This window comes from Vibrio mimicus CAIM 602 (genome assembly GCF_000338875.1).
In the GTDB taxonomy this organism is placed as follows: Bacteria; Pseudomonadota; Gammaproteobacteria; order Enterobacterales; family Vibrionaceae; genus Vibrio; species Vibrio mimicus.
Map to the genome: position 1 here is coordinate 1 of NZ_AOMO01000077.1, position 25,840 is coordinate 25,840.

27 protein-coding genes and 1 pseudogene are annotated in these 25,840 nt (G+C 48.7%); 4 read left to right on the forward strand and 24 right to left on the reverse strand.

Annotated features, from left to right (window positions below; all coding sequences use genetic code 11):
- A pseudogene (locus D908_RS02410) lies at positions 1-126 on the reverse strand (DUF4442 domain-containing protein); the annotation flags it as partial.
- Between the two features lie 370 nt (positions 127-496).
- Between D908_RS02410 and fcrX the strand changes: the two are divergent.
- The gene (fcrX, locus tag D908_RS02405) at positions 497-949 is read left to right on the forward strand and encodes a ferric iron uptake transcriptional regulator FcrX (RefSeq protein WP_001282829.1); all 453 of its coding nucleotides are present in this window, start codon (positions 497-499) and stop codon (positions 947-949) included.
- A gap of 74 nt (positions 950-1,023) precedes the next feature.
- Here fcrX and D908_RS02400 read toward each other — a convergent pair whose 3' ends face one another.
- From D908_RS02400 to fabB, 3 genes are all read right to left on the reverse strand, one after another.
- Entirely contained in the window at positions 1,024-2,037 is a 1,014-nt protein-coding gene (locus tag D908_RS02400; protein WP_000082622.1) for an aspartate-semialdehyde dehydrogenase, read from the reverse strand.
- Positions 2,021-3,166 carry a 4-phosphoerythronate dehydrogenase gene (locus D908_RS02395; RefSeq protein WP_005527097.1) on the reverse strand — a complete coding sequence of 382 codons (1,146 nt, stop codon included), beginning with the start codon at positions 3,164-3,166 and terminating at the stop codon, positions 2,021-2,023. Before D908_RS02395 ends, D908_RS02400 begins: the two co-directional genes overlap by 17 nt.
- A gap of 203 nt (positions 3,167-3,369) precedes the next feature.
- Positions 3,370-4,581, reverse strand: coding sequence for a beta-ketoacyl-ACP synthase I (fabB, locus tag D908_RS02390; RefSeq protein WP_005527099.1), 1,212 nt, complete (start codon positions 4,579-4,581; stop codon positions 3,370-3,372).
- Between the two features lie 126 nt (positions 4,582-4,707).
- Between fabB and mnmC the strand changes: the two genes are divergently transcribed.
- Positions 4,708-6,723, forward strand: a complete 2,016-nt coding sequence (mnmC, locus tag D908_RS02385) for a bifunctional tRNA (5-methylaminomethyl-2-thiouridine)(34)-methyltransferase MnmC2/FAD-dependent 5-carboxymethylaminomethyl-2-thiouridine(34) oxidoreductase MnmC1 (protein ID WP_005527101.1) — start codon at positions 4,708-4,710, stop codon at positions 6,721-6,723.
- A gap of 78 nt (positions 6,724-6,801) precedes the next feature.
- Here the strand turns inward: mnmC and D908_RS02380 are convergent, their stop codons facing one another.
- From D908_RS02380 to D908_RS02370, 3 genes are all read right to left on the reverse strand, one after another.
- The gene (locus D908_RS02380; protein ID WP_005527103.1) at positions 6,802-7,329 is read right to left on the reverse strand and encodes an NADPH-dependent FMN reductase; all 528 of its coding nucleotides are present in this window, start codon (positions 7,327-7,329) and stop codon (positions 6,802-6,804) included.
- Positions 7,330-7,524: 195 nt separating this feature from the next.
- On the reverse strand, positions 7,525-7,788 hold the full coding sequence (locus tag D908_RS02375) for a YfcL family protein (RefSeq protein WP_005527105.1): 264 nt from the start codon (positions 7,786-7,788) through the stop codon (positions 7,525-7,527).
- Between the two features lie 39 nt (positions 7,789-7,827).
- The gene (locus D908_RS02370; protein ID WP_005527107.1) at positions 7,828-8,358 is read right to left on the reverse strand and encodes an elongation factor P hydroxylase; all 531 of its coding nucleotides are present in this window, start codon (positions 8,356-8,358) and stop codon (positions 7,828-7,830) included.
- Between the two features lie 366 nt (positions 8,359-8,724).
- Here D908_RS02370 and D908_RS02365 point away from each other — a divergent pair, with 366 nt between their 5' ends.
- The gene (locus D908_RS02365) at positions 8,725-9,348 is read left to right on the forward strand and encodes a trimeric intracellular cation channel family protein (protein WP_000927104.1); all 624 of its coding nucleotides are present in this window, start codon (positions 8,725-8,727) and stop codon (positions 9,346-9,348) included.
- A gap of 100 nt (positions 9,349-9,448) precedes the next feature.
- Here D908_RS02365 and aroC read toward each other — a convergent pair whose 3' ends face one another.
- Together aroC and prmB are read right to left on the reverse strand one after the other, a co-directional pair.
- A complete protein-coding gene (gene aroC / locus D908_RS02360; protein ID WP_005527110.1) occupies positions 9,449-10,534 on the reverse strand; it encodes a chorismate synthase in 1,086 nt (361 codons plus the stop codon).
- Between the two features lie 229 nt (positions 10,535-10,763).
- Positions 10,764-11,696: a 50S ribosomal protein L3 N(5)-glutamine methyltransferase gene (gene prmB, locus D908_RS02355; protein ID WP_000357780.1), complete on the reverse strand. Its 933-nt coding sequence runs from the start codon at positions 11,694-11,696 to the stop codon at positions 10,764-10,766.
- 66 nt (positions 11,697-11,762) lie between these two features.
- Here prmB and smrB point away from each other — a divergent pair, with 66 nt between their 5' ends.
- Positions 11,763-12,323 carry an endonuclease SmrB gene (smrB, locus tag D908_RS02350; protein ID WP_000041525.1) on the forward strand — a complete coding sequence of 187 codons (561 nt, stop codon included), beginning with the start codon at positions 11,763-11,765 and terminating at the stop codon, positions 12,321-12,323.
- A gap of 7 nt (positions 12,324-12,330) precedes the next feature.
- On the opposite strand, the gene flhB is transcribed toward smrB, so the two are convergent.
- From flhB to fliE, 15 genes are all read right to left on the reverse strand, one after another.
- On the reverse strand, positions 12,331-13,461 hold the full coding sequence (gene flhB, locus D908_RS02345; RefSeq protein ID WP_000840980.1) for a flagellar biosynthesis protein FlhB: 1,131 nt from the start codon (positions 13,459-13,461) through the stop codon (positions 12,331-12,333).
- Positions 13,462-13,470: 9 nt separating this feature from the next.
- Positions 13,471-14,253 (reverse strand): flagellar biosynthetic protein FliR, encoded by a 783-nt coding sequence (gene fliR, locus D908_RS02340; protein WP_000456296.1) that lies wholly within the window; start codon positions 14,251-14,253, stop codon positions 13,471-13,473.
- Between the two features lie 8 nt (positions 14,254-14,261).
- A complete protein-coding gene (gene fliQ, locus D908_RS02335) occupies positions 14,262-14,531 on the reverse strand; it encodes a flagellar biosynthesis protein FliQ (RefSeq protein ID WP_000187050.1) in 270 nt (89 codons plus the stop codon).
- Positions 14,532-14,543: 12 nt separating this feature from the next.
- Positions 14,544-15,443, reverse strand: coding sequence for a flagellar type III secretion system pore protein FliP (fliP, locus tag D908_RS02330; protein WP_000831831.1), 900 nt, complete (start codon positions 15,441-15,443; stop codon positions 14,544-14,546).
- Complete coding sequence (gene fliO, locus D908_RS02325; protein WP_032467741.1) at positions 15,421-15,801, reverse strand: flagellar biosynthetic protein FliO; 381 nt, start codon at positions 15,799-15,801, stop codon at positions 15,421-15,423. The genes fliP and fliO overlap by 23 nt, the downstream gene beginning before the upstream one ends.
- Positions 15,802-15,812: 11 nt before the next feature.
- A complete protein-coding gene (gene fliN / locus D908_RS02320; protein ID WP_001129784.1) occupies positions 15,813-16,223 on the reverse strand; it encodes a flagellar motor switch protein FliN in 411 nt (136 codons plus the stop codon).
- A gap of 72 nt (positions 16,224-16,295) precedes the next feature.
- The gene (fliM, locus tag D908_RS02315) at positions 16,296-17,345 is read right to left on the reverse strand and encodes a flagellar motor switch protein FliM (RefSeq protein ID WP_000130775.1); all 1,050 of its coding nucleotides are present in this window, start codon (positions 17,343-17,345) and stop codon (positions 16,296-16,298) included.
- Positions 17,346-17,352: 7 nt separating this feature from the next.
- Positions 17,353-17,853: a flagellar basal body-associated protein FliL gene (gene fliL, locus D908_RS02310; protein ID WP_000797040.1), complete on the reverse strand. Its 501-nt coding sequence runs from the start codon at positions 17,851-17,853 to the stop codon at positions 17,353-17,355.
- 34 nt (positions 17,854-17,887) lie between these two features.
- A complete protein-coding gene (locus D908_RS02305) occupies positions 17,888-19,840 on the reverse strand; it encodes a flagellar hook-length control protein FliK (RefSeq protein WP_005527118.1) in 1,953 nt (650 codons plus the stop codon).
- Positions 19,841-20,032: 192 nt separating this feature from the next.
- Positions 20,033-20,476, reverse strand: coding sequence for a flagellar export protein FliJ (gene fliJ, locus D908_RS02300; protein ID WP_000367975.1), 444 nt, complete (start codon positions 20,474-20,476; stop codon positions 20,033-20,035).
- Positions 20,477-20,493: 17 nt separating this feature from the next.
- Positions 20,494-21,813: a flagellar protein export ATPase FliI gene (gene fliI / locus D908_RS02295; protein WP_000880265.1), complete on the reverse strand. Its 1,320-nt coding sequence runs from the start codon at positions 21,811-21,813 to the stop codon at positions 20,494-20,496.
- A gap of 3 nt (positions 21,814-21,816) precedes the next feature.
- Positions 21,817-22,617 (reverse strand): flagellar assembly protein FliH, encoded by an 801-nt coding sequence (gene fliH, locus D908_RS02290; RefSeq protein ID WP_005527120.1) that lies wholly within the window; start codon positions 22,615-22,617, stop codon positions 21,817-21,819.
- Between the two features lie 80 nt (positions 22,618-22,697).
- Entirely contained in the window at positions 22,698-23,744 is a 1,047-nt protein-coding gene (fliG, locus tag D908_RS02285; RefSeq protein WP_001030088.1) for a flagellar motor switch protein FliG, read from the reverse strand.
- The gene (gene fliF, locus D908_RS02280; RefSeq protein WP_005527122.1) at positions 23,737-25,476 is read right to left on the reverse strand and encodes a flagellar basal-body MS-ring/collar protein FliF; all 1,740 of its coding nucleotides are present in this window, start codon (positions 25,474-25,476) and stop codon (positions 23,737-23,739) included. The genes fliG and fliF overlap by 8 nt, the downstream gene beginning before the upstream one ends.
- 15 nt (positions 25,477-25,491) lie before the next feature.
- Positions 25,492-25,803 (reverse strand): flagellar hook-basal body complex protein FliE, encoded by a 312-nt coding sequence (fliE, locus tag D908_RS02275; RefSeq protein WP_005527123.1) that lies wholly within the window; start codon positions 25,801-25,803, stop codon positions 25,492-25,494.
- Positions 25,804-25,840 lie beyond the last annotated feature (37 nt).

Genomic DNA, 25,840 nt, shown 5'->3' on the forward strand with positions numbered 1-25,840 from the left:
TCGCACCTCTCGGAAGTCAGCACTGATGAAATCAATCCCGGATCCCAGCCCCCAAAAAGGAGGCCAAGAGTTTAGTGCCCACTTCACAATATTCGGTTGATAAAGCTTGGAGAGTGTTTTATTCATGCTCTGAGTGCCCTAGACTTTGGTTAAGGCAGCAATCAAATAAATGCATCAAGGCTACTGCCCACAGTATTAATACTATTGTTGTTAATTAATTGTAACTGGTAAGAGCACTTTGTTCAGTGATTTGACTCGACTTTGCAGGTTTCCCATTAACCTCTTGAAGTTCGTGGTTTATTGTTCGCTGTGACTCACCTATAATGCAAAACAACATTGACTTCTGTTATACCCAAACGAATTGAGATGCAGGTAAGCGGCAAGTGAGTGAATCCCCACAGACAGAGACTCTGAAGTGGGTTTGACAACGCAGCCAATACGATTGCAACCTCAAGTAGAACGGATGTATCACTGCAGAACATCAACAGGAAAGTATATGTCAGACAATAACCAAGCGCTAAAGGATGCTGGTCTTAAAGTTACCCTCCCACGGCTTAAGATTTTAGAAGTTTTACAACAGCCAGAGTGCCAACATATTAGTGCTGAAGAGCTGTACAAAAAGTTGATTGATCTCGGCGAAGAGATTGGTCTTGCCACAGTGTACCGAGTTCTCAACCAATTTGATGATGCAGGTATCGTGACTCGCCACCACTTTGAAGGCGGCAAGTCAGTTTTTGAACTTTCAACTCAGCACCACCACGACCACCTAGTGTGTCTTGATTGTGGTGAAGTAATTGAGTTTTCTGACGATGTCATCGAGCAACGTCAAAAAGAGATCGCGGAAAAATACAATGTGCAACTGACTAACCATAGCCTTTACCTGTACGGCAAATGTGGTAGCGAAGGCAGCTGCAAAGACAATCCTAACGCTCATAAGCCAAAGAAATAATCACTTAGTAAGCTAAATAGCAAAAACCCACCAAGCGGTGGGTTTTTTATTGCTTATGCCATGGGCCGCGCTACTTAGAAATAGTCACGCACTAACAGCTCTGCAATTTGTACAGCGTTGGTTGCCGCACCTTTACGCACGTTATCTGCCACTACCCACAGGTTCACACCGCTGTGATGACTGATGTCATTACGCACACGACCAACCAATACATGGTCTTTGCCACCAGCATCACGCACTTGAGTTGGGAAATCTGCACCGCGGAACAGCTCAATACCATCGGTTTGATCCAGCATGTCCATCACTTGTTCCGCATCAATCGGAGCACGAGTTTCCACATGCACCGCTTCAGCATGACCATAGAATACAGGTACACGTACGCAAGTTGGGTTCACCATGATGGAAGGATCATTGAAGATTTTCTGGGTTTCCCACACCATCTTCATTTCTTCTTTGGTGTAACCGTTGTCCATAAACTGATCGATTTGTGGAATACAGTTAAAAGCGATTTGCTGACTAAAGGTATTGGTTTCCGCTGGGTAGCCATTGAGTAGTTTAGCCGTTTGACCTGCTAGCTCATCAATCCCCGCTTTACCCGCACCAGAGACTGATTGGTAAGTCGTCACATTGATACGCTCAATACCCACCGCATCGTAAATCGGCTTTAGCGCCACGAGCATCTGGATGGTTGAGCAGTTAGGGTTAGCAATGATGTTGCGATTACGAAACTCAGCAATTGCCTCAGGGTTCACTTCAGGAATCACCAGTGGAATATCGTAGTCGTAACGGAAGTGCGAGGTATTGTCGATCACAACCACACCCGCTTCAGCAGCGATTGGAGCCCAATGAGCCGAAAGCTCACCACCCGCTGAAAACAGCGCGATATGGACTTGTGACCAGTCAAACTCTTCGACATTTTGTACACGCACCGTCTTACCGTTGAAACGATAGGTTTTACCCTCACTGCGCTCACTCGCCAGCAGGAAAAGCTCATCAACAGGAAACTCTCGCTCCTGCAGCACTTCCAACATGGTTTCGCCTACTGCGCCCGTTGCGCCAAAAATGGCAACATTAAATTGTTGGCTCATCACATACCTCTACTTGAAAACCGAGTTTAGCCAAAGGTGCTAAATTGCAATCCGCGCCTCCAGCTAGTGTCACCGCACTGTATTCACGTCTATCCCAATAGTGTTTGCGCATTAAGTCAAACGCTCCGGGTTGGTGAATCTCACGGCGAAACTGTGCGTCATCTTTACGCACATCGTAAATAATTTGAGTCAGCGTATGCAGCGTTTCTTCATCCCATGCCCGGTCCAAGTAAACCGTAGGCACGGGTGCTTTTGGCAACAAACTCGCTGGGTTAGCACAATGTGCATTGCCGAGAAACTCGCAATAACTGTTAAAAATCATGGTCGTTCCACGCGCCTTACCTTCAAGGCCATAACCTGCAATATGCGGGGTTGCAAATGCCAAGAGTGGCAGCAATTCCATATCCACTTGCGGTTCAAATTCAAACACATCTAATACGGCGGTAAAACCATCGCCTTTTTGCAAGCGCGCTTTAAGCGCCGCGTTATCCACCACAGGGCCACGCGCCGCATTAATCAAAATCTGATCGCTACGTAATTGCTCAAGAATCGCTGCATCAATCAAATGATGGGTCGGCCACTCACCTTCGCGTGTGATGGGTGTGTGCAAAGTGATCACATCCGATTCTTTAAGTAAGGTTTCAAGCTCGGTAAATGTTCGCTCATCACCTTGCGCTTGCTTAGGGGGATCATTAATCAACACTTTAATTCCGATGCCAGAGAGGCATTGCGCGAGATAGCTGCCGACTTGACCTGCACCAATGATGCCTACAGTTTTATCGAAAACCGAGAACCCTTGTTGCTGCGCCAGTACCATCAGCACGCTGAAGACGTATTCCGCGACACCCACTTTGTTACAGCCTGGTGCAGCAGTAAAGAAGATACCACGCTCAGTCAGCAGCGCTTGGTCAACATGATCCATCCCCGCAGTCGCGGTTCCAACAAACTTCAAGCGGTTTGCTTTAGCTAGCAGTGCCTCATTTACTTTCGTTACCGAACGAATCATTAAGGCATCGACATCAATCAGATCATCGGCAGTTAAAGTACGGCCGGGTTTTAAGATCACTTCGCCAAGCTGACTAAACAGCGCTTGTGCGTAAGGCATGTTCTCATCAATCAGAATTTTCATAGTGGGAATTTGCGGCAATCAAAGTTGCAGGCATTGTGCAGAAAAGCGCAGAGGCTGTCGAGAATAAAAATACCCGACGACCTAAGCCGCCGGGCAAACATCCAGAACAAAAGGATCCTATCCCGCTCTCCATGGGACAGAGTCTGCGTCTGTTCGATTAGCGATACTAATCTGTTCTGGAAACTATGATGGGTTTGGTGCGCTTAACCTTGGTATTTTTTGATAACCAAAGTTGCGTTTGTACCACCAAAACCAAAGCTGTTAGACATCACTGTTGTCAGCTCTTGCTCACGCATTTCAGTCACGATATCCAGACCTTGCGCAGCTTCATCTAAAGTTTCAACGTTAATGCTTGGAGCAATAAAACCGTGGTGCAGCATCAGAGTTGAGTAAATGGCTTCATGTACGCCTGCTGCGCCCAATGCGTGACCAGTCATCGCTTTGGTTGCAGAAATCGCAGGGCTGTTACCTGCAAACACTTCTTGGATAGCGCCAAGTTCTTTCACGTCGCCCACTGGTGTTGAAGTGCCATGAGTGTTGATGTAGTCAATTTTATCAACGCTTTGCATCGCCATCTTCATACAACGTACTGCGCCTTCACCCGATGGTGCTACCATGTCGTAGCCATCCGATGTCGCGCCGTAACCGACGATTTCACCGTAAATTTTTGCGCCACGAGCCAGTGCGTGTTCCAGTTCTTCAACCACAACCATACCGCCGCCGCCAGAGATAACGAAACCATCACGATCCGCATCGTAAGTACGCGAAGCTTTTTCTGGTGTTTCGTTGTATTTGGTTGAAAGTGCGCCCATCGCATCAAACATCATGGTTTGTGACCAGAACAGCTCTTCACCACCACCCGCAAACACAATGTCTTGTTTACCCAGTTGGATAAGCTCTAGCGCGTTACCAATGCAGTGTGCAGAAGTGGCACAAGCGGAGCTGATTGAGTAGTTTACGCCGCGAATTTTGAATGGAGTTGCCAAACATGCAGAAACAGTTGAAGACATAGTACGTGGTACCATGTAAGGCCCCACACGCTTCACGCCTTTTTCGCGCTGAGTATCCACCGCGATGACTTGGTTTTCAGAAGAAGCACCACCAGAACCGGCAACGATACCTGTACGGTCGTTAGAAACTTGCTCTGGGGTCAGACCCGCATCAGCAATCGCTTGTTCAAGAGATAGGTATGCATACGCAGCCGCATCACCCATAAAGCGCATTTGCTTACGATCGATATGTTCTTCCGGGTTAATTTTTAAATCACCCCAAACCTGTGAACGCAAACCATGCTCTTTAAACTGTTCAGAGGCGGTGATGCCTGACTTGCCAGCTTTTAGTGAGGCCAAAACTTCTTCGACGTTGTTACCGATACTCGAAATAATACCCATACCGGTGATGACGACTCGTTTCATGTAACATTCCTATTATGTAAATTTGGCTAGATGATATCGAAGAAGGATAACAGAAGTGGTCAGCTTTCCCATAAATTCGTACAATCTCGACCCATATTCAGCCTGATTTCATAGAATTTGTTCATTATGTCATCCATTTCTCACGCCCAGCTCGGCTGGAACGAAGCAGGAACTCCCGTCTCCGATCAATTTGACGATGTCTATTTCTCTAACGTCAATGGTCTAGCCGAGACACGTTATGTGTTCCTTGAGCAAAATCATCTCCCACAAAGATGGCACAACGATGACCAAAGGCGATTTGTGATTGCGGAAACCGGCTTCGGTACTGGCCTGAATTTTCTGGCAGTGTGGCAAGCGTTTGTGGAGTTTCGCCAAGCCAACCCAGATGCAAAACTCAAAGAGCTGCATTTCATTAGCTTTGAAAAATATCCGCTCAGTAAACACGATTTAATTCAAGCGCATCAAGCATGGCCGGAACTGGCAGAATTCGCGCAAGAACTGCATAAGCACTACCCTTTAGCGATTCCAGAATGCCAGCGGATTGTGTTGGATGATGGACTCATCACGCTCGATCTCTGGTTTGGGGATATCAAAGACTGCCTGCCGAAAGTGGCGACACAAAAGCAAGGTTTAGTCGATGCATGGTTCCTTGATGGTTTTGCTCCCAGCAAAAACCCAGAAATGTGGAACCAAAACCTGTTTGAAGGTATGGCCAAACTGGCGAAAAACGGTTGTACCTGCGCTACCTTTACTTCGGCTGGTTTTGTACGCCGCGGTTTGATTGACGCGGGCTTTGCGATGAAAAAAGTCAAAGGCTTTGGTACCAAACGAGAAATGATTGCTGGCTGTCTGAATGAGAAAGCTCCGTACACCAATATTGCGCCAGAATTTCGTTTAGAAGCCACCAACGGCCTACGAGATGTGGCGATTATCGGTGGTGGAGTCGCCAGTGCAACCCTCGCGACAACATTAGCCAAACGCGGCATTTCAGTAACCCTCTATTGCGCCGATGAAAAACCAGCACAAGGCGCATCAGGTAACCGACAAGGTGCGGTCTATCCACTGCTCAGTGGTGATCACAACTCTGTTTCACGAGTGTTTGCTCCGGCATTTCTTTTTGCGCGTCAATTTATTGAACAAGCGGCTGAGCAGATAACCTTTGACCACGATTGGTGCGGTGTTACCCAATTAATGTGGGATGTAAAGGCAACCCAAAAGCTCACCAGCATACTTGAGGGCGATTTCCCAGAACAATTAGTACATGGTTTATCCGCAGAGCAAACCAACCAACAAGTCGGCGTGCCAGTGGATAAAGCCAGTGTGCATTATCCGCTCGGTGGCTGGCTCTGCCCAGCAGAGCTGACTCAAGGCTTAATCCATCTCTTAGAGCAGCAAGGCAGGCTCACCGCGCATTATCACTCTCCGATTGATACTCTGACTTGGCAGCCAGAGACACAGCAGTGGCAATTGCACTACGGCGATAAGGTAATGCAGCATCAGTGCGTGGTGATTGCCAGTGGCCATCAGTTTGACAGCGTGGCACAAACCGCTCACTTGCCACTGGGTAAGGTGAAAGGTCAGGTCAGCCATATTCCGACTACCGACACACTAAGTAATATCAATAGCGTGCTCTGTTACGATGGCTATATGACTCCGGTCAGCCAACAAAATGGACATCACTGTATTGGGGCAAGTTATGATCGCCAGCACCTTGATGCGACTTTTGATCCGCAAGCACAACGCGAAAATGCGCAAAAGCTGATTCACTGCCTGCCAGAGCAAACTTGGCCATTAGAAGTGGATATCAGCGGCAATCAATCACGCCAAGGCGTGCGCTGTGTCAGCCGCGATCATCTGCCTTTTGTCGGCAATGTCGGCGAATTTATCAAAATTACCGAGCAATACCGAGATTTAGCTCAGCAAACCGAAGCAGAGCCAATTGCACTCTACCCGCAACTTTATGCGTTTGCAGGGCTTGGCTCACGTGGTTTAAGTAGTGCGCCACTCATGGCTGAACTTCTCGCTTCGCAAATGTGCGGCGATCCTCTGCCATTGGGCGTCGATTTGTTGGAACAGTTGCATCCTTGCCGCATGTGGGTACGAAAGCTTCGTAAAGGAAAGGCTCTGACTCAGAAAGCTTAATCTAGCCCCTTCAATCAACTCAAAAACAAAGCCTCGCACTGCGAGGCTTTGTTCATTTAGGACTTAATACTTTTTTGCTTAAGCTGACAGCTTAGCCACCGCCGCTTTGAGCTCAGCCACGATTTCAGGGTTAGTCACCGCACCTTGTTCTAAATCGAAGTTATCATAGAAGCTAGGAACAGAAACTGAAGCTTTCACGTTACCACCAAAGAAAGGGGCTGAAGCGGTTGCCGCGGCAAGAACAGACTTTGCACCACTAGGGCCCGGAGATGTCGCAAGATAAACCGCTGGCTTGTCACCAAACATCGCACGATTGATGCGACTTGCCCAATCGAACAAGTTTTTGTACGCCGCAGGGTAATGGCCATTGTGCTCGGCGAAAGAGATAACGTAAGCATCAGCTTGAGCAAGATCACGCAAGAAACCTTGTGCACCTTCTGCATGACCAATCTCTTTTTCCAGATCTTCACTAAACATTGGTACTAAATAGTTGTTGATGTCCAAAACTTGTACCTGTGCGCCTTCAACAAGGTTAGCCGTAAAGGTAGCAAGTGCTTTATTGATAGAGGTTGAGCTGGTGCTAGCACCGAAGGCAATGATTTTCATGGTGTTTTCCCCTGACTAATGTTAGGCAAAGATTAATCGGGAAACAGATATGCAACAAGCCTGATTTTTGTACTTAGTTGTTCAGAAAGTTTGAACAACTTTCAGGCTATCGATGTGTGAGAAGAAAACTTGGGGAAATCTATCAAGCCACCGCTTTACAGGCGGCGGCTTTAGCGATAAAGCCTAATGGTTCAGTTAAGCTTGTGCGGCAAGCTGCTGCCAAAGTTGGGCAACAATGACACGATCAGCTGGGCTCAATTCAGAGCGTGCCTCTTCTAAACTTTCTTCAATACGCTGCTTAAATGTATCTAGTTCAGTCACACCTTCCTCTTCACACTGCGCAGCAGAAAGTGAAATGTGCCCACGTAAGTATCCACCCGCAAACAGTTCGTCAGTAGACGCGTTTTCTACTTGAGCATCAATCAGTTCCAGAAGTTTTTCTTCAAATTCAATAATCATCAGGTTCTCGTTATTTCGTAAACGGTTTTTCACAAACGGTCATTTAACAGTAAAGTGCTCTGGCGACAAGACCGGAGTGTGGTAAAAGGCGCGTAACGCATCCGACAGCATTTTCACTCGTAGCGGCAACCCTTGTTCAAGAATATTGAGCACTTCGCGGTGGACTTTGGTCATGAATGCGAGACGGTCCGGCTCAAAATCTCCGTTGAGGTTGTCACAACTCACGGTAAAGGGGAAGCCTGCACTCATCGCTAGAATCCATTCATAAGCTTGTGGACGGATTTCAACTTTTTCAAACTCCGCCTGCACTTGCGCTGTACGGCCATCCGGTTCATACCAGTAACCAAAATCTTCCAACAGACGTCGTTGCGGCCCTGCAACACACCAGTGGGCAATCTCGTGCAAGGCAGAGGCATAAAAACCACGTGCAAAAATGATCCGGTGATAACTCACTTGCTCATCGGCAGGTAAGTAGATCGGCTCATCGCCGCCCAACTCTAATTTGGTGTTGTTGTCGCAGTAAAAAGTCTGGTTGAAAATTTCAATTAAGTCTTGGTATTGATGGTTCATAGTACATGGTAAATGTTGGTGACAGCGTGCATTCTGGAGACTTTTTCTCATCGGGTAAAGAGCTAAGCCTCACACAGAAGATGGCTATTAGGAAAACGTTTGTTTGAGACTAACAATCAATTCATTAGTTTTACTAATTCAAACCACCTTCACCTTATAAAAAATCATTGTTTATTCTCTAAGATAAACCCTAAAATTTCGCCTTAATTTTTCTATACCAAACTACTTAGAGTTGCAGGTAGGCGGCAAGTGAACTCATCCCTATGAGCATAGATAAGCTATGTGATTAGGGGGAGTGGACGCAGCCAACACCGCTGCAACTTCAAGTAGGAAGAGTATATCCTCTGCTGTTGAATGAGGTGATACATGCTGCTAAGTATTTTGTATGTAATTGGGATCACGGCGGAAGCCATGACCGGAGCGTTGAGTGCGGGCCGTCGCAAAATGGACTGGTTTGGCGTAATGCTGGTCGCTAGCGCAACCGCGATTGGTGGTGGCACAGTGCGCGATATTTTGCTTGGTCACTACCCTTTAGGTTGGGTAAAAAATCCTGAGTATCTTGCAATTACTTGTGTGGCAGGTGTACTGACCACTTGGGTATACAAGTGGGTGATCAAGCTTAAAGGCTTATTTATTCGTCTTGATGCGCTGGGCCTGATTGTGTTTTCAATCATCGGCACGCAAGTAGCAATGCGCATGGGCTTACACCCTGGCATCTGTTTGGTTTCTGCGGTGGTGACTGGTGTGTTTGGTGGTTTGCTACGCGATTTGATCTGCCGTCAGCCGCCCTTGGTATTGCATGAAGAATTGTATGCGTCGATTGCTCTAATGGCATCTGGACTATATCTGACCCTACTTGAGTTTGGTGTCAGTGATGTAGTGAGCACCGTGGTGACTCTCGTGGTTGGTTACACTCTGCGTATGGCAGCAGTGCGTTTTAAATGGCGTCTACCCTCTTTCCATTTGGAAGCCGAGAATTCGATTCACTAACCATCCCTTATCTATGCGATTTGCAGTTAAGTCGCGGATATGACAACGCCCTCGATTGAGGGCGTTGTTGCATTTAAAGCCATGAACTCTAAAGATAAAGCTAGATTTTCGGTGTTGCTGTCATTACACCGTGGTTCTGACCACGATGACGCAGCAGATGATCCATCAGCACAATTGCCAACATGGCTTCTGCAATGGGTACTGCGCGAATGCCGACACAAGGGTCATGGCGACCTTTAGTGATAAGCTCGGTTGGCTCACCGTTGACATCAATTGTCTCGCCCGGCACGGTAATGCTGGAAGTCGGCTTCAGGGCGATATTGGCTACGATATCCTGCCCGCTAGAAATGCCACCTAAAATGCCACCCGCATGGTTAGAACGAAAGCCTTGCGGAGTGAGAGGATCACGATGTTGGCTGCCTTTTTGGCGCACTACATCAAAGCCATCACCAATCTCTACCCCTTTCACTGCGTTGATGCTCATCAACGCATGGGCAATATCCGCATCCAGACGATCAAACACAGGTTCACCCAATCCAACCGGAACGCCTGTAGCAACCACTTGGATTTTAGCGCCAATCGAGTCGCCTTCTTTTTTCAGCTCACGGATCAGCTCATCAAAGGCGGCCACTTTATCAACATCAGGGCAGAAGAAATCGTTGTTTTCAATCTCATTCCAGTCCACTTTATCAATCGCGACATCACCCATTTGCGACAAGTAAGCACGCACTTCAATGCCAAATTCTTGCTGTAGGTATTTTTTGGCAATCGCTCCTGCCGCTACACGCATGGCAGTTTCACGCGCCGATGAACGGCCACCACCGCGATAATCACGCACACCGTATTTTTGATGATAGGTGTAGTCCGCGTGTCCGGGACGGAACTTATCTTTGATATCTGAATAATCTTTGGAGCGTTGGTCGGTGTTCTCGATCAAAAGCCCAATCGATGTGCCTGTGGTTTTTCCCTCAAATACACCTGAGAGAATTTTGACTTCGTCCGGCTCACGACGCTGAGTGGTATAGCGTGATGTGCCAGGACGACGACGGTCGAGATCCACTTGTAAATCCGCTTCGCAGATAGTCAGCCCCGGTGGGCAACCATCCACAATACATCCCAGTGCGATACCGTGACTTTCTCCGAATGTGGTGACTCGGAAATGTTGTCCGATACTGTTTCCTGCCATGACTTCCTCAATGCACAGTGAAACTCGGGTTTCACTGATTAACTGTTCTTCGTGGCTTCATAGTGGCGTTAATACTTTGTGATGTAAAGTCCTAAAAATGACCAGATTCGACCGTTTTCACGGGCTAATGGTGTTATTCACTACCTTAGCCAAGGTTTTTCGGCTAACTGTGCACCATGAAAAACGCCGACTCAAAGGTCGGCGTTGGAATAAGTTCCGCGTGTCATCATTAATCTTTGTACAGCGCGAAATCCGCAGCACAGTCGATAAGCTGCTCACGAGTCAGCAAAAATACGCCGTGACCGCCATTTTCAAACTCTAACCAAGTAAATGGAATGTGTGGATACTGCTCCATCATGTGCACCATGGAGTTGCCTACTTCACACACCAGAACCCCGTTCTCTTTCAGGTAAAGTGGCGCATTAGCCAGAATACGGCGTGCCAGTTTCAGACCATCACTACCTGCTGCAAGGCCAAGTTCAGGTTCATGACGGAACTCACTTGGCAGGCTATCCATGTCTTCTTGATCCACATAAGGTGGATTGGTCACGATCAGGTCATACTGCTCTTGCGGCAGATCGCGGAACAGATCGGAACGGATTGGGAAAACTTGCTGCTCTAGACCATGATCTTGAATGTTTTGCTCTGCCACTTGCAGCGCATCCACCGAGATATCAATCGCATCCACTTCGGCTTCAGGGAAAGCATTCGCACAAGCAATGGCAATACAGCCGCTGCCGGTACACAAATCCATGATGCGCGTTGGCTCTTCAATCAACCAAGGTTCAAAACGGTTTTGGATCAGTTCACCGATCGGAGAACGCGGTACCAGAACACGTTGGTCAACAAAGAACTCAAGACCACAGAACCACGCTTTGTTGGTCAGGTACGCCACTGGCGTACGATCGTTAATACGTTTGATCACGCGTTCAACCACACGCAGGCGCTCGCTGCTGGTCAGGCGTGAACTCAGTACATGTGGAGGCACATCAATCGGCAGATAGAGCGTTGGCAGAATGAGTTGTACCGCTTCATCCCAAGCGTTATCCGTGCCTTGACCATAAAACAGGTTAGCAGCGTTAAATCGACTCACAGTCCAACGAATCATGTCTTGCAAGGTATGCAGTTCAGAAACCGCTTCCTCAACGAAAATCTTATCCAAAATTGCCTCCAAAAAGCGCTACAATACCGCGTCATCAATTTACAGTAGCAAAAACACGTCACCCTAATGAGCAAAAACGATCACCGAATTACCAATAACAAGAGCGATAAAGATAATCTTGAAGACGATTTCTCACTGTTTCGTGACGAAGTAAAGGGCGTAAAAAAGTTGCGTCAGGATACCATACTCCACGCGCCAAACAGAAATCCCAAGCAAAAAGAAATCCGCCGTACCGAGCGTGAAGCTTCCGACAACGATTTCTATTTCTCCGATGAGTTTATGCCCCATCTGAGTGATGAAGGCCCAACGCGTTACGCACGTAGCGATGTTTCCAAGTACGAAGTGAAAAGGCTACGCCGTGGGGTGTATGTGCCAGATGTGTTTTTGGATATGCATGGCATGACCCAACAAGAAGCGAAACGCGAACTGGGGGCGATGATCGCCTACTGCCTAAAAGAGAATGTGCATTGTGCTTGCGTGCAGCATGGCATTGGCAAGCACATCTTAAAACAGAATGTTCCACTGTGGCTGGCACAGCACCCCGATGTACTCGCGTTCCACCAAGCCCCACTCGAATTTGGCGGCGATGGCGCGCTATTAGTGCTGCTGTCTATTCCTGAGAAATAGAAAATCTTTAGTAACGCATATCCGGTGGGATCGGCATATTCTCTTCGTTGAGTTTCGGCCGCTGACCACCTTTGCGACGGTACTGTTTTAACTGGAAGACGAACGCCAGCACTTGGGCGACCGCCACGAACAAACCATCCGGAATTTGCTGTTCAAGCTCCGTGGTGTGATACAAGGCTCGCGCTAAAGGCGGTGCGGGAACAATCGCGATATCGTATTCCCGCGCAATTTCACGAATCTTTAACGCCATATGATCCACCCCTTTGGCAATCACCACGGGGGCTTTATCGGTATTCTGCTTATAACGTAGCGCAACCGAGAAGTGCTCCGGGTTGGTGATGATCACGTCCGCCTGCGGCAGTGCAGCCATCATCCGCCGCTGCGCCGCTTCACGTTGCAGCATACGAATACGGCCTTTCACTTCTGGTTTACCTTCGGTGTCTTTGTACTCGTCTTTCACTTCTTGCTTGGTCATTTTCAGTTGGTTGGCGTGTTGCCAAATCTGAAATGGAATATCAATCGCTACCACCACCAGTAATGAACAACTGATCAGAAGTACAAAGTTGAGCAGAATGTCGAGCGCATGAAAGATGTTTTGCGGATACACATCCAAACTGAGTTGAAACAGATCTTTTTGCGAAGCTTCGATGAGATAGAAAGCCACGCCAGCCACCAACATGACTTTTAGAATCGACTTGAGCAGCTCAACCCAGCTTTGCAAACCAAACATTCGCTTAAATCCACTGAGCGGATTCATTTTGGAGAGTTTAGGCATCGCCGCTTCAGCGGAAAAGTTAATCCCCCCCACTCCAGCGGCACCAATCAAGGCGGCAATGAACAGGGTGATCAAAATCATCAGCAGTGGTAGAAGCAAATTAACCAGCGACCCACCTATGATGTCGAACAGTTTTCCGATATCGAAAATCTCTTCACGGTCGAGCGAAAAAAGCCGCTGCATAGCCGTGAATAGGCCTTGGGCTAATGCTTCGCCGAACCACATCAACGAAACAGCACCTACTACTAATACAGAGACAGAAGCCAGCTCCTTCGAACGCGCAACTTGGCCTTTTTCCTTGGCCTGCTGCAACCTTCGGGGGGTGGCTTCTTCGGTCCTTTCTTGGCCGTCGGATTCTGCCAAATCAGCCTCCTAACAGTTCAAGCGAATGAGACGACAGATCTGCTCTTCCGTCTCTTGCCAGTAGATTTCGTAATGAGTGTACAGGCCGCTGAGTATGTACCAACACAGCAGCAGACCGACGAGGAGCGCAAACGAAAAGCCGAGCGAAAAGATGTTGAGCTGCGGCGCAGCACGGGTCATCACCCCAAACGAGAGGTTCACGGTTAATAGCGCAATAATGCCGGAAAGCGATACCGCGAGTGACGCTTTAAACATAATGCCAAGCCACAAGGCTAATTCGCGATAATCGACCGTAGTGAGTGAACCGCTACCAATTGGCAGGCTCTTAAAGCTGAACACCACCAGTTGGATCATTTTTAAATGGCCATCACTGGAGAGAAAAAACAGCGTGGCCAACAGCATAAACATCTGACCCAGTAACGGCGTGTTTTGTCCGTTGGCTGGGTCAACCATGGAGGCAAAACCCAAGCTCGATTGCATACCGAGAATCTGACCAAGCATGACAAAAATTTGCACCAAAAACTGAGTCACCATGCCCATTGCCATGCCAATCACAATCTGTTCAAAAGTGATCATGAATCCTTGCAGTGAAAGCAAAGCGATATCAGAAGGCACCGCCGGAATCGCCGGCATCACCGCAAAGGTCAGGGCCAACCCCAAATAAAGACGCACACGCGCAGGCACAAAGCGCGCACCAGTAACCGTCATCACCATCAACATGGCCGCAATACGCGTGTACGGCCAGAAATAGTTGGCGATGAAATCGAGGACGACACTGGCTGGATACTCCATAAGTGCTCCTAGTACAGAACCTGCGGCAAGCGCTCAATCATGCTGTAGAAAAAGTCCATCAGCATTTGCGTCATCCAATGCCCAAAGAACATCAGCGCTAATAAGGTGATGATCAAACGCGGCAAAAAACTCAGTGTCTGTTCGTTAATCGAGGTCGCGGCCTGAAAAATCGCAACCACTAGACCAATCAGCAAGCTGGGGATGATGATGGCGCACACCATAATCAGCACCAGCCAGAGTGACTCTTTGAACAGTTCGACAAATATCTCTGGTGTCATGCTGCTTCCCCGCTACAAGGCAAAACTGCCCGCCAAGGTCGACAGGATCAGGTTCCAACCATCCACCAACACGAACAACATCAATTTAAAAGGTAAGGAAACAATCATAGGCGAGAGCATCATCATACCCATCGCCATGAGTACCGAAGCCACCACCAAGTCGATGATCAAAAAGGGCAAAAACAGCATAAAACCAATCTGGAACGCGGTTTTTAACTCCGACGTAATAAAAGCAGGAATGAGCACCGCCATGGAAACTTGTTCAGGGGCTGTCACTTGAGAACCAGACATTTCAACAAAGGTTTCCAGATCCTTGATTCGGGTCTGCTTGAGCATGAAGGCTTTCATCGGCTCTTGCGCTAAATCGAACGCTTGGCGCGCAGAGATCTGTTCATTGAGATAAGGCTGCACCGCTTGCTCATTAATCTGGTTAAACACCGGAGCCATAATGAAAAACGTTAAAAACAGTGCAATACCAATAATCACTTGGTTAGAAGGCGTTTGTTGCAAACCCATGGCTTGCCGCAGGATCGACATCACCACCACGATACGGGTGAATGAGGTCATCAAGATGACCATGGCAGGCAAGAAGCCCAACATGGTCATCAGTGCAAGAATTTGTAGGTTTATCGAGTAATCTTCACTGCCATCCGGATTAGTGGTCATGGTGAACGCAGGAATGCCACTTCCCCCGCTGCTACTGCCCAACGCGATGGTTTTGGCGTTACCTTGTTCTTTTTCAAGTGCTGTAACGGTGACGGAAGATGCCCCCGCCGCAGTCGATGGAATTCCGGTATTGAGCGGTTCTTCAGCAAAAGCGAGCGAAGCAAAACCTAGCATGCCGGAGAGCAGCCAAGTGAGTAATCCAGTCGTCAACCAAGAGGTCAAATTAAGTCTTTGAGTCCGTTTCATTTTTTTTCAGTAGCTGCATCAACTGGTTAGAAAAAGGGGTTGCAGGCAGCTCCTCCTGTGTGAGTGGATTATCGAGTTTGGCCAGCAATTGAATCGACTGAGTGGTCACCCCAATCAAATACTGCTCTTCGCCCACTTGAATGATCATCACCCGCTCTCGGGTACCGACGGGCAACTGTTTGACAATACTCAGCCCTTTTTGCTGGCCGAAGGCAGGAACACGCATTCGCTTGAGTAACCAAGCCAGTAAAAAGATCAGGGCAATAACGAACAAAAGCGACCCGAAAGTGGTCGCCAAATCCAGTTGGCTGCTTGTCGCAGCAACCCGGGAACAGGGATAAGAATCAGAGCCGCCAATTTTCGCATTGGCTATCTCAGTTTCTTGATACGTTCAGTTTGGCTGATCACGTCAGTCAGACGGATACCGAACTTATCGTTCACCACCACCACTTCGCCATGCGCAATCAGCGTGCCGTTGACCATCACATCCAGTGATTCACCAGCAATACGATCTAACTCAACTACGGAACCTTGGTTCAATTGCAACAGGTTACGGATACTGATTTTAGAGCGTCCGACCTCCATCGAGATGGTAACTGGAATATCCATGATGGTATCCAGCTTGCGGCGTTCGTCATCACTGATCGGTGGCGCGGTATTTTTTAACTCTTCGAGTGGAGCTGCCAATATTTCATCCACATCAATATCGGGCGCATTCGGGTCTTCACCTAATGCTGCTGCCCACTCTTCAGCCAATCTTTCATCTTCGCTTTTTGCCATCTTCAACTACCTATTGGTTCTGATCTTCATTCGCTGGGTGACAGCGATGTCATCCTAATCACGTGTAACGGACTACTCGATTTCGTCTTCTTCTGCGTTTTCAAACTCGGCCATAATGTCTTTACCGAGGAAGGCGAGATCCGTTTTCACCACATCAGGGCGTTTGATTTTTTCGGAAACTTGTACCGCGAGCTTCTCTCCGGATCGACCCATTTTAACGCGGTAAGTCGGTAACTCTTCAACAAACATCACCGCGTGTTCTGGCATTTTGATCGGGATAACATCACCGACTTGCAGCTCCATCAAATCACGCAGCGCAATATCCATTTCGAGCAGGTTAACTCGGAAATTGACGGGCACATCCATAATCTCTTCACGCAGAGCAGTGCTCCAACGCACGTCGGTTTCCATTTTGTCCGACTGCACACCTGCATCAAGCAACTCACGGATTGGCTCCATCATGGAATACGGCATCACCATGTGGAAATCGCCACCGCCACCATCCACTTCAACGTGGAAGGAGCTGACAACAATCACTTCCGTCGGGCTGACAATGTTCGCCATACTCGGGTTTACTTCGGAATCGAGATATTCAAACTCAACCCCCATAACCGGAGACCACGCTTCTTTGTAGTCAGCAAACACGATTTTGAGCAGCAGTTGAATAACGCGTCGCTCGGTTGGGGTAAATTCACGGCCTTCAATCCGCGCGTGGTAGCGACCATCGCCCCCGAAGAAGTTCTCTACCAGAATAAACACCAAGCGCGCTTCCATGGTCACCAAAGCGGTGCCTTTTAAGGGGCGAAAACGCACCATATTCAAACTGGTGGGTACATATAACGTATTTTGGTATTCACCAAACTTCATCATCTGCACACCGTTGATCGATACCTCAGCGGTTTTGCGCAGCATGTTGAAGAGACTGATGCGTAGGTGGCGAGCAAAACGTTCATTGATCAGCTCCAGAGTCGGCATTCGACCCCGGACGATACGATCTTGGGAAGAAAAATCGAAATTTACCGCGCCGGGGACCGACTTGGGTAATTCTTCTTCTTCCTCATCGACACTATCAACGCCGTGGAGTAGCGCATCAATTTCGTCTTGGCTTAATAAATCAGTCACATTTCACCTATTGCATTACAAAGTCGGTAAATAGCACTTTTTCAATAACGGGTTTGCCCACGGCTTGATTGAGCGCCGCTTTGATGTCTTCAGTTGCTTTATCACGCAGCTCAATTCGGCCACTCGGGGTACGCAGTTGCTCTACGGTGGCAGAAGCAAAAGTGGCCAACAAGGAGCTTTCTACTAATGGGGAGTGATAACGCGCAAGGTTTTCATTTTCGCTACCGCGCACCATCAACTGAACTTTGATTTGCACCAGACGATCTCGGTCATCCCCTGTCACATTAAACACAAACGGTTGAGCGATATTGACGTAGGAAACCGGATCCGCTGGCGTAGCAGCTTGTTCCGCTTTTTGCTCAGCTTGGGCAGCAGCCTCTCCATCACCAGAACCCATCATGAAAAATGCTGCACCACCACCGCCAGCCAACAACACCACGGCAGCAATAATAATGATCAGCAGTTTCTTTTTCCCTTTGGGAGCATCCGAGAGTTGTTCTTCGGCCATAATTGCCTCTGTATGTGGTTAATTTTGTATAAGTTTAAGCGTAATAACTGATTCCATCACGCTTTGTTGCCACATTCAAATCAAGTTTGACGTCGGTATCAAGGTTTTCTTCGCTATTGTGCCTTTCATTGCGTGCACTTTGACCAAAACCCGACTGTTCTTGCCCAGCATAACGCTGTTGTTGTCCTGCACTTTGCTGTTGTACTGAGGTATCACCCAACTGGACTCCTTGCTGAGCTAACATTTCACGTAGTCTCGGCATGGTTTGCTCTAACGCATCTCTCGCGTGTTGGTTCGCTACGGTGAAATGCACGGTAGCGCCATCACCCTGCATGTTCATGCGAATATGCATACGACCCATTTCTGGAGGGTCGAGGCGAATATCGATGTTTTTCAGGTTCTTCGACATCATCATTTGAACTCGCTCAGCGAGTTGATCCGCCGCCATCTCTTTGTTCAGATGCAAAGGCGTTGCGTTGGTTTGTACCGCTTGAGGTTCTGCGCGGTTTAAAGCCTGACTTTGTCCCATACCTTGCCCCGCGGCGGCAGCAATTTGTTGGGCTAATCCCTCTTGACCAGATTCAGCCGTGACACGGCGTTCATCACCGCCAGCTAAGGATCGACCACCTAGCGCGGCTAACATTGCGGAACTTGCCATGACTTCAGGATTCACTGTTGAAGCAGGATTGACCATAGGATTTGCCGCCACGGCTTGTGGAGCAAGTGCAGCCATATCAACAGGTGTTGCAGCCGCTGGGTTAGTTGGAATAGCCGCCGCCCGCTCAGCACCAGTCAGATGCGCGGGTGCTGGCGTTAACCCTTGTGCTACCGATTGTGCCAATGTGTTCGGTGCTAAAGCTTTTGGCTTTGCACCATCTAAAGTCTGATCTTTAAGCTCAGGCGATACCGATGACCACTCAGCCTCAGTAGGTACTTGGCTTGCCCAAGGAATGGCAACTTTACCACTCTCAGCAACCGTACCTTCGGCATTGAGTAAATCGTTTGGTGCTTGTGGTAAACCATTCATCACAGCCTGAGTAGGTTTAGTCGTACGTGGCGCTTTACCCATCGCCGCGATCTCATCACCCATCATCGCTGCTTCTGATTTTACTACAGCAGAAGACTGCGCAAGCGCAGGCTCGACTGGCAGCTCATCCACTAGAGCAGCCGCATCTTTAGGATCCGTTTGAAGTGCATTCGCACCTGCCAACGCGCCGCCCACTAATGTTGCCGCCATGAGTTCATCTTTCGCTGTCTCATCATCGCTCGGCAAAGCGTTGGTTTCATCCATTTCCCCAGTGTTTAGTGGCATCGCCGCTTTCAGCTTAGCTTGCTCAACCTGTGGCAATACTTCTTCAGCCAAAACCTCTTTCGCCGTTAATTCTGCGGTGTGCTTATCTAAAGCTTGGCCGTTTTGCACTGGCAAAGTTTTGCCGTTTGATTTAGTCAGCGCTTGGTTGGCCTCTTGCAAACGCCCTAGAATTTCATCGCCTTCACTCATGGCTTGTGCGGTTTTACGCTTTAGTTCATGGCTCGCCAGCGCATCATCGGCTGACTCGGGTTTGGCAACCCACTTGGCGATCGAAGGAGGAATAGGCGCATCTAGCTTTTCATCAGCAGCGCTTGTTTCACCCGCTTCGCCCTTCAGCAATGGCTGTGCTTTCAGTTCTGCTGGTGTACCTGTGACTTTCACCCCCTCTTCACTGAGTAAGTCAGAGCTAGCAGCACTGATTTCTACATCATTGCTATCCGTTACAGAGGTTGATTCTCCTTCAGGATTCATCAACACATCAGCGACGATTTCGGCTTCGCTCTCGGGAGAAAGGGCTGAATCGGAAGCAGTTTTATCACCGAAAATCAAGGCGTGTAACTGAGCAAAAAAGCCACCTGACGATTCCGTCTCCGCAGCCTCAGCGCTAACTGCGCCGCTTTTACTCACAGAGGCAACTTTGCCCGGTTCAACCGGTGGGGTGAGATTCACATTCATATTTGCTACTCGCACAGTGGATTTTGAGTCAGGGTATAACCAACACTGGCCAACCCATGCTGTTCAACTCATCGGTAACTTTGGGGGTAAACCCCTTTTGTGAAAACAAAGCAAGAAGCACGCCAAGTAACACTAAAACAATGACAGAAAGATAAGAATAGCTAACACCGGTTCAGGTTTTAGCTGAATGGATTAAGAAGAGAGGCGGCGACGGTTGAACATCAGAGTGGAAAATTCATCCATCTGTTTCTGTTCGCGTTTTTCTTGTTGTAGTTGACGTTCAGTTTGCTTTTTCTCAAGCAGCCATTGGTAGGACTTACGCTTTTGACGCATGCTCATCCAATGCTGCTCACAGTTTTCGACCTGCATACGAAAGTGCTGCTCTGCACTCTTCTGCTTGGCCAATGTTTCATCCAGCTGGGTGAGAAAGCGGTTTAGGTGACCATATTGGCTGGCCGTTAAACCCGATTGGCCGCGCTCCACCAACTGCTGGCAATACTCCAAACGATACTGCTCAATTTGGCGTAATTGAAGGTAGTAACTCTCTAGCTCGCTGCGCGCTTTACTCAACGCCAGCACCGCTTTGTCTTCCCCTTCCTGAGCCTGTTCAAGCAAAAAATCTAATGCATTATCCATAGTCGGTGGCTCCGTCGTTACATACTCAGAACATGGCGTAGCATGTTAACGCACATGTCATAAGGCACGGTTTCTTTCATCGCCTGCTGCAAGTACTGATCCAGCTTAGGTTTGAGGGTGAAGGCCGCATCAATCGCTTTATCGGTACCAGGTTTATAAGCACCAATCGAAACAAGATCTTGATTCTTACGGCAGACAGAGAGGATCTGCCGCACCGCTTTGGACATGAGTAAATGCTCATCGGTGGTGATTTGTGGCATTACCCGACTCACCGATTTTTCAACATCAATCGCTGGATAATGACCTGCATCCGCCATTTCCCGTGACAGGACAATGTGACCATCGAGAATCGCTCGAGAGGCATCAGCAATCGGATCTTGTAAGTCATCACCTTCGGTCAATACCGTAAAAAATGCTGTAATGGAGCCTTGATGTGGGCCACCGTTACCTGCTCGTTCCACAAGTGCAGGAAGTTTGGCAAACACGGAAGGTGGATAACCTTTAGTAGCGGGTGGTTCGCCGACAGACAGCGCAATTTCCCGCTGTGCCTGAGCAAAACGGGTTAGAGAATCCATTAGCAGGAGAACATCTAAGCCTTGATCACGAAAGTATTCGGCGATGGTGAGTGCGGTTTGGCAACCTTTTAAACGCATCAGCGGCGAAGAGTCAGCAGGTGCAGCCACCACGACAGAGCGCTGACGACCATCCACACCAAGAATCTCTTCAATAAACTCTTTAACTTCACGTCCCCGTTCACCAATCAGCCCAACCACAACGACTTGAGCTGTTGTGCCTCGGGTCATCATGCCAAGCGTGACCGATTTACCCACACCGGAGCCGGCAAACAAACCTATCCGCTGCCCTTTGCCTACAGTCAGTAGGCCATTGATGGCTTTGATGCCGACATCCAAAGGTTCGCTGATCGGTTTACGAGCAAGCGGGTTAATCGGTGCTGCATTGAGCGATGCGCGCTGATCCGTGTAGATAGGACCTAGACCATCGAGCGGATTACCAACCCCGTCAATCACTCGACCGAGCAGTTCCATCCCCACTGGCAAGCCAGATTCAGCAGTAATTGGTGTGACTTTCGCACCGGGAAGGACACCGATGATCTGTTCGCTTGGCATCAAAAAGAGGTTATCGCCAGAAAAGCCAACCACTTCCGCCTCCATCTCGCCGGTCATGGTTTCGACTTTACACAGACTACCCACTGGTGCTTTGCAGCCTGTGGCTTCCAGCGTAAGGCCGACGACACGCACCAGTTTGCCCGAAGCCATCGGTCTGGTGGTGTGTCCTTCCACTTTGTACTGAGCAAGACGATCCGCTAAAGCCAACATCAGTTACTCTCCGGGATGGTGACGATTGACGCCGCAAAAACTTTTTAGAACGCTGCGCACCCGATCTTCCATGCGATAGCTGACACTCGATTCTCCCGCTTCAATCTGCACGTCACCACGGCTCAATGCGGGCTCGCTGAGCAAGGTCCAGTTGCGGGTTTCAATTTCCTGCTCACCATACGCTTGGCGAATGATCTCTACATCTTCAGGATTGAGTTTGAGTGTAATCGCATGTCCAGCAATAGGGAGCGACTCAACAGAGGCTTTCACCGTATCAAGAATCACTTGCGGATTGGTTTGCACCTCAACATGCACCACCTCTTTCGTGAGCGCCAGCACCATATCCACCAACTGTTTTTCAACCTGCGCATTAAGCAGATCCAATGGTTGAGCAAACTGGTTAGCGAGTGCCATAAAGGTTTGTACATGTTCTTGGATCAACGCTTGCCCTTCGGCAACACCCTCTTGGTAGCCTTGTGCATGCCCTTCTTGATGGCCAGCTTGCAAGCCTTCTGCTTTACCTTGCTCAAGGCCTTGCTGATAACCTTCGGCTAGCCCTTGTTCAAAGCCTTCCTGCTGAGCAGCAGAGCGGATCAGGGCAATTTCTTCTTCGGTTAATTCGTGTGCGGCTTCCTGTTCGGGTTCATCAAAATGAGGAATCCAGCCCGGATCGTAATTGAAAGCGGTCTGTTTGGCCGCTTTATGGGTATCTGCGCCGTAGTCAGGCAGCCCCCATTTTTGAGGAGTGACAGTCGCATCATCTGCGCCCGGGCGAATAAAACCGCGCTTTCTTTCACCAGACATTGTGATCCTCAATCATGCAGCAGGTTCAATGTAAAAAACCATCGACGTGAATCGGATCTGCTTACGCAGATCCGTATTGATTACAAGAATTCGTCAGCACCACCGCCCAACATGATTTCGCCGTTATCGGCCATGCGACGAGCAATTGCCAAGATCTCTTTCTGTGCTGCTTCCACATCCGATACTTTGATCGGCGGCATGGCTTCCAGATCGTCTTTCATCATCTCAGCAGCACGTTTCGACATGTTCTTGAAGATCTTCTCACGCAATCCATCGTCTGCCCCTTTGAGGGCTTTTTGCAATACATCTTGTGGAACATCACGCAGCAATTTTTGAATACCTTGGTCGTCGACTTCGACCAAGTTCTCGAACACGAACATCAGATCCTGAATCTGTGTTGCCAAATCTTCGTCTTGCTCGCGCATCTGATCCATCAACACGCTTTCGATGTTGTTGTCCAGATAGTTCATGATATCCGCAGCCGCTTTCAGGCCGCCAATTTTGGCCGCTTGTGCACCCGCTTGACCCGCGAACTGTTTCTCCATGATTTCGTTCAACTCGGCCAGTGCTGAAGGCTGCACCTCTTCCAAGTTGGCGATACGCATCAACAGATCTAAACGGTCACGCTCGGCAAACTGCGCCAAAATTTCCGCTGATTGATCTGGCTCGAGGTACGACAATACGATGGTTTGGATCTGCGGGTGCTCGTTGACAATAATGCTGGCCACCTGACGTGGATCCATCCATTTGAGTGAGTCCAGACCTTTGGAGCCTGTGCCCAACAAAATTTGATCCACCAAGTTATTGGCTTTATCGGCACCGAGAGCCGCAACCAAGGCATTACGTAAGAAGTCTTCGCTGCCCATACCAATGTTGGTGTATTTCTGAATGTCTTCCAAAAAGGCGCGGTGTACCGCAGATACTTTGGTTTGACTTAAATCTTTAGCGCGCGCCATTGCGCTACCAACGCGCTGTACTTGCTTAGGTTCGAGGTGGCGAATGATGCCTGCGGCATCTTCCTCGTTTAGACTGAGCAACAAAATTGCCGCTTTTTCATCGCCTGGAATTTCACTGATATCAATGGTTGATTCGACCACTTCTCCACCATCTTTATTATCTTTAGCCATTTTGCATCCAGTTCTTCACCACTTGAGCCGCGAGTTCTGGCTCGTTTGCCACCAAAGCACGTACTGCTTTCAGCACGTCCTCATCCTTGTGAAGATTAGGCAAATCAATGCCTGAACCAAATTCGAACAGTTCACCGCTATCAATATCGCTACCGATCAAGCTGGTTTCACCATCAGCACCGATTGGCATGCCATCCGGACCGTACATTTGATCATCCGAATCTGCCGCAGGGTTGATAAGTTTCTTCATTGCTGGGCGTACTAGCACCAAGACCACAATGATGATCACGAGTGCACTGGCGAGCCAGCGGATCCAGTCGTTGAAGTTTGGATGTTCCCAAATTGGCACATCAGCAATCTGTTCTACTTCTGGCTCAGCAAATGGCATGCTCAAGACATTCAGCAAGTCTCCACGATTTTCACTATAGCCTACCGTGCCGATCAGGATCTGACGAATGGAGTTGATCTCAGCTTCGCTGAGTGGGGTGTAAGTGACTTCGCCCGTATCCGGATTAACGTTAGAGCGACTTTTCACTGCAACCGCTACGGTTTGGCGATTCACCACGCCAGATTGCTTACGCTCATGGCTAATAGTGGTATCAAGTTCAAAGTTACGGGTCGCTTCTTTATGCACCGAACCTTGCCCCATCACTGAGCCATCTTTCATCTGTGCTACATCTTGTGGAATAGAAGCATCTGCTGGCGGCTGGTTACTAAGCGCTCCCGGCACACCTGCCACTACGTTACCGTTGTTGTAGTCTTCCAGTGTGTATTCACTGCGTGTCGCTGGAGTATTCGGGTCAAACACTTTGCGTGTCTGCTCCACGGCACTGAAATCCAGTTCAATATCCACCTGCGCGGTGTAGTTGCCCAAACCAAGAATCGGGATCAGCACTGAGTCAATTTTTCCACGCAATGCTTCTTCTTGTTGTTTTTCGAGCTCTTGTTCTTTACGGCGTGCAGCAGAAACCGGATCTTGCGAGCCTGAGCTGAGCAAACGACCATGTTGATCCGTCACCGTCACACGGCTCGGTTTCATACCCGGAACGGCACTGGCTACCATGTCGACAACGGCATCAATCTCTTCTTGCTTGAGGTTGGCGCCCGTGCGCAAGCTGAGGAAAACAGAAGCGGAAGCTTCTTGGTTTTGGCGCACAAACACGCTCTGCTTAGGCAATGCGAGTAATACGCGCGCTTTGTTGATTTGACGCATCTCTTCGATGGCTTTCGCCAGTTGGCGTTCGCGGCTGAGCTTCAAGCGTTCTTGTTCAAGACGCTGTGAAACCCCAAAGCCCATGTCTTGCATCAAAATTTCGTCGCCCGCTTGACGCTCTTGGTTTAACCCAGCGCGCACCATGGACAACTTGAGGCTGTTGTAATCGCTGACAGGCACCAAAATAGTATTGCCATCGAGTTTGTATTGCTGTTTTTGTTGATCGAGGTAATCCAGTACTGGGATCAGTTCTTCGGTTTCGTAAGCGCCAAGTGGACGCATGTCCGGCTCACGAACCCAAAAGAACAGCATGACGATAAGGGCAACGCAGATCGAAATGGAGAGTACGAGCACCACTTGGCGCAATAAATCGAGATCACCAACGGTAAAGTCCATCTTGCTACTTTTTTCGTTGATATCTGGATTTTGCGTATCGTGGTCAACATCTGAGCCAGCCATCAAGGCATGCTCACCACTGCTGGTCAACGCAAGATCGGTTGTTTGTTTATCATCAGCCACAGTTTGCTACCCAAGTTATACTGGCATGTTCATCAGTTCTTTGTACGCTTCAACTAATTTATTGCGTACTTGAATGGTGGCTTCGAAGGCCACGCTCGACTTGTTACGGGCAATCATGACATCAGAAAGTGAAACCCCTTCATCGCCACGATCAAAACGCATTTGTAAGTCGCTAGAGGTCTTTTGCAGACCATTGACGTTGTTGATCGCGTTGTTCAACATTGCGCCAAAGTCCGCGCCAACTTTCTGACCTGTCGAAGCTGGCTGAGTATTCATCGCCTCGAACATCATCGCTTGCATTTCGCTATTTAAACCGTCAAGTCTCATTGCTACCTCTGATGCCAATTCTTTGACTCAAAAATTC

Excerpts from the sequence above, each read along its gene's own strand:
- D908_RS02400 (WP_000082622.1), bottom strand. The coding sequence starts at position 2,037 with ATGAGCCAACAATTTAATGTTGCCATTTTTGGCGCAACGGGCGCAGTA.
- aroC (WP_005527110.1), bottom strand. The coding sequence starts at position 10,534 with ATGGCAGGAAACAGTATCGGACAACATTTCCGAGTCACCACATTCGGA.
- D908_RS02305 (WP_005527118.1), bottom strand. The coding sequence starts at position 19,840 with ATGAATGTGAATCTCACCCCACCGGTTGAACCGGGCAAAGTTGCCTCT.
- mnmC (WP_005527101.1), top strand. The coding sequence starts at position 4,708 with ATGTCATCCATTTCTCACGCCCAGCTCGGCTGGAACGAAGCAGGAACT.
- fliH (WP_005527120.1), bottom strand. The coding sequence starts at position 22,617 with ATGTCTGGTGAAAGAAAGCGCGGTTTTATTCGCCCGGGCGCAGATGAT.
- D908_RS02370 (WP_005527107.1), bottom strand. The coding sequence starts at position 8,358 with ATGAACCATCAATACCAAGACTTAATTGAAATTTTCAACCAGACTTTT.
- fliL (WP_000797040.1), bottom strand. The coding sequence starts at position 17,853 with ATGGCCGAAGAACAACTCTCGGATGCTCCCAAAGGGAAAAAGAAACTG.
- fliG (WP_001030088.1), bottom strand. The coding sequence starts at position 23,744 with ATGGCTAAAGATAATAAAGATGGTGGAGAAGTGGTCGAATCAACCATT.
- fliE (WP_005527123.1), bottom strand. The coding sequence starts at position 25,803 with ATGAGACTTGACGGTTTAAATAGCGAAATGCAAGCGATGATGTTCGAG.
- fliI (WP_000880265.1), bottom strand. The coding sequence starts at position 21,813 with ATGTTGGCTTTAGCGGATCGTCTTGCTCAGTACAAAGTGGAAGGACAC.
- smrB (WP_000041525.1), top strand. The coding sequence starts at position 11,763 with ATGAGCAAAAACGATCACCGAATTACCAATAACAAGAGCGATAAAGAT.
- D908_RS02365 (WP_000927104.1), top strand. The coding sequence starts at position 8,725 with ATGCTGCTAAGTATTTTGTATGTAATTGGGATCACGGCGGAAGCCATG.
- D908_RS02375 (WP_005527105.1), bottom strand. The coding sequence starts at position 7,788 with ATGATTATTGAATTTGAAGAAAAACTTCTGGAACTGATTGATGCTCAA.
- fliR (WP_000456296.1), bottom strand. The coding sequence starts at position 14,253 with ATGGAGTATCCAGCCAGTGTCGTCCTCGATTTCATCGCCAACTATTTC.
- fabB (WP_005527099.1), bottom strand. The coding sequence starts at position 4,581 with ATGAAACGAGTCGTCATCACCGGTATGGGTATTATTTCGAGTATCGGT.
- D908_RS02380 (WP_005527103.1), bottom strand. The coding sequence starts at position 7,329 with ATGAAAATCATTGCCTTCGGTGCTAGCACCAGCTCAACCTCTATCAAT.
- fliJ (WP_000367975.1), bottom strand. The coding sequence starts at position 20,476 with ATGGATAATGCATTAGATTTTTTGCTTGAACAGGCTCAGGAAGGGGAA.
- fcrX (WP_001282829.1), top strand. The coding sequence starts at position 497 with ATGTCAGACAATAACCAAGCGCTAAAGGATGCTGGTCTTAAAGTTACC.
- fliQ (WP_000187050.1), bottom strand. The coding sequence starts at position 14,531 with ATGACACCAGAGATATTTGTCGAACTGTTCAAAGAGTCACTCTGGCTG.
- fliP (WP_000831831.1), bottom strand. The coding sequence starts at position 15,443 with ATGAAACGGACTCAAAGACTTAATTTGACCTCTTGGTTGACGACTGGA.
- fliN (WP_001129784.1), bottom strand. The coding sequence starts at position 16,223 with ATGGCAAAAAGCGAAGATGAAAGATTGGCTGAAGAGTGGGCAGCAGCA.
- D908_RS02395 (WP_005527097.1), bottom strand. The coding sequence starts at position 3,166 with ATGAAAATTCTGATTGATGAGAACATGCCTTACGCACAAGCGCTGTTT.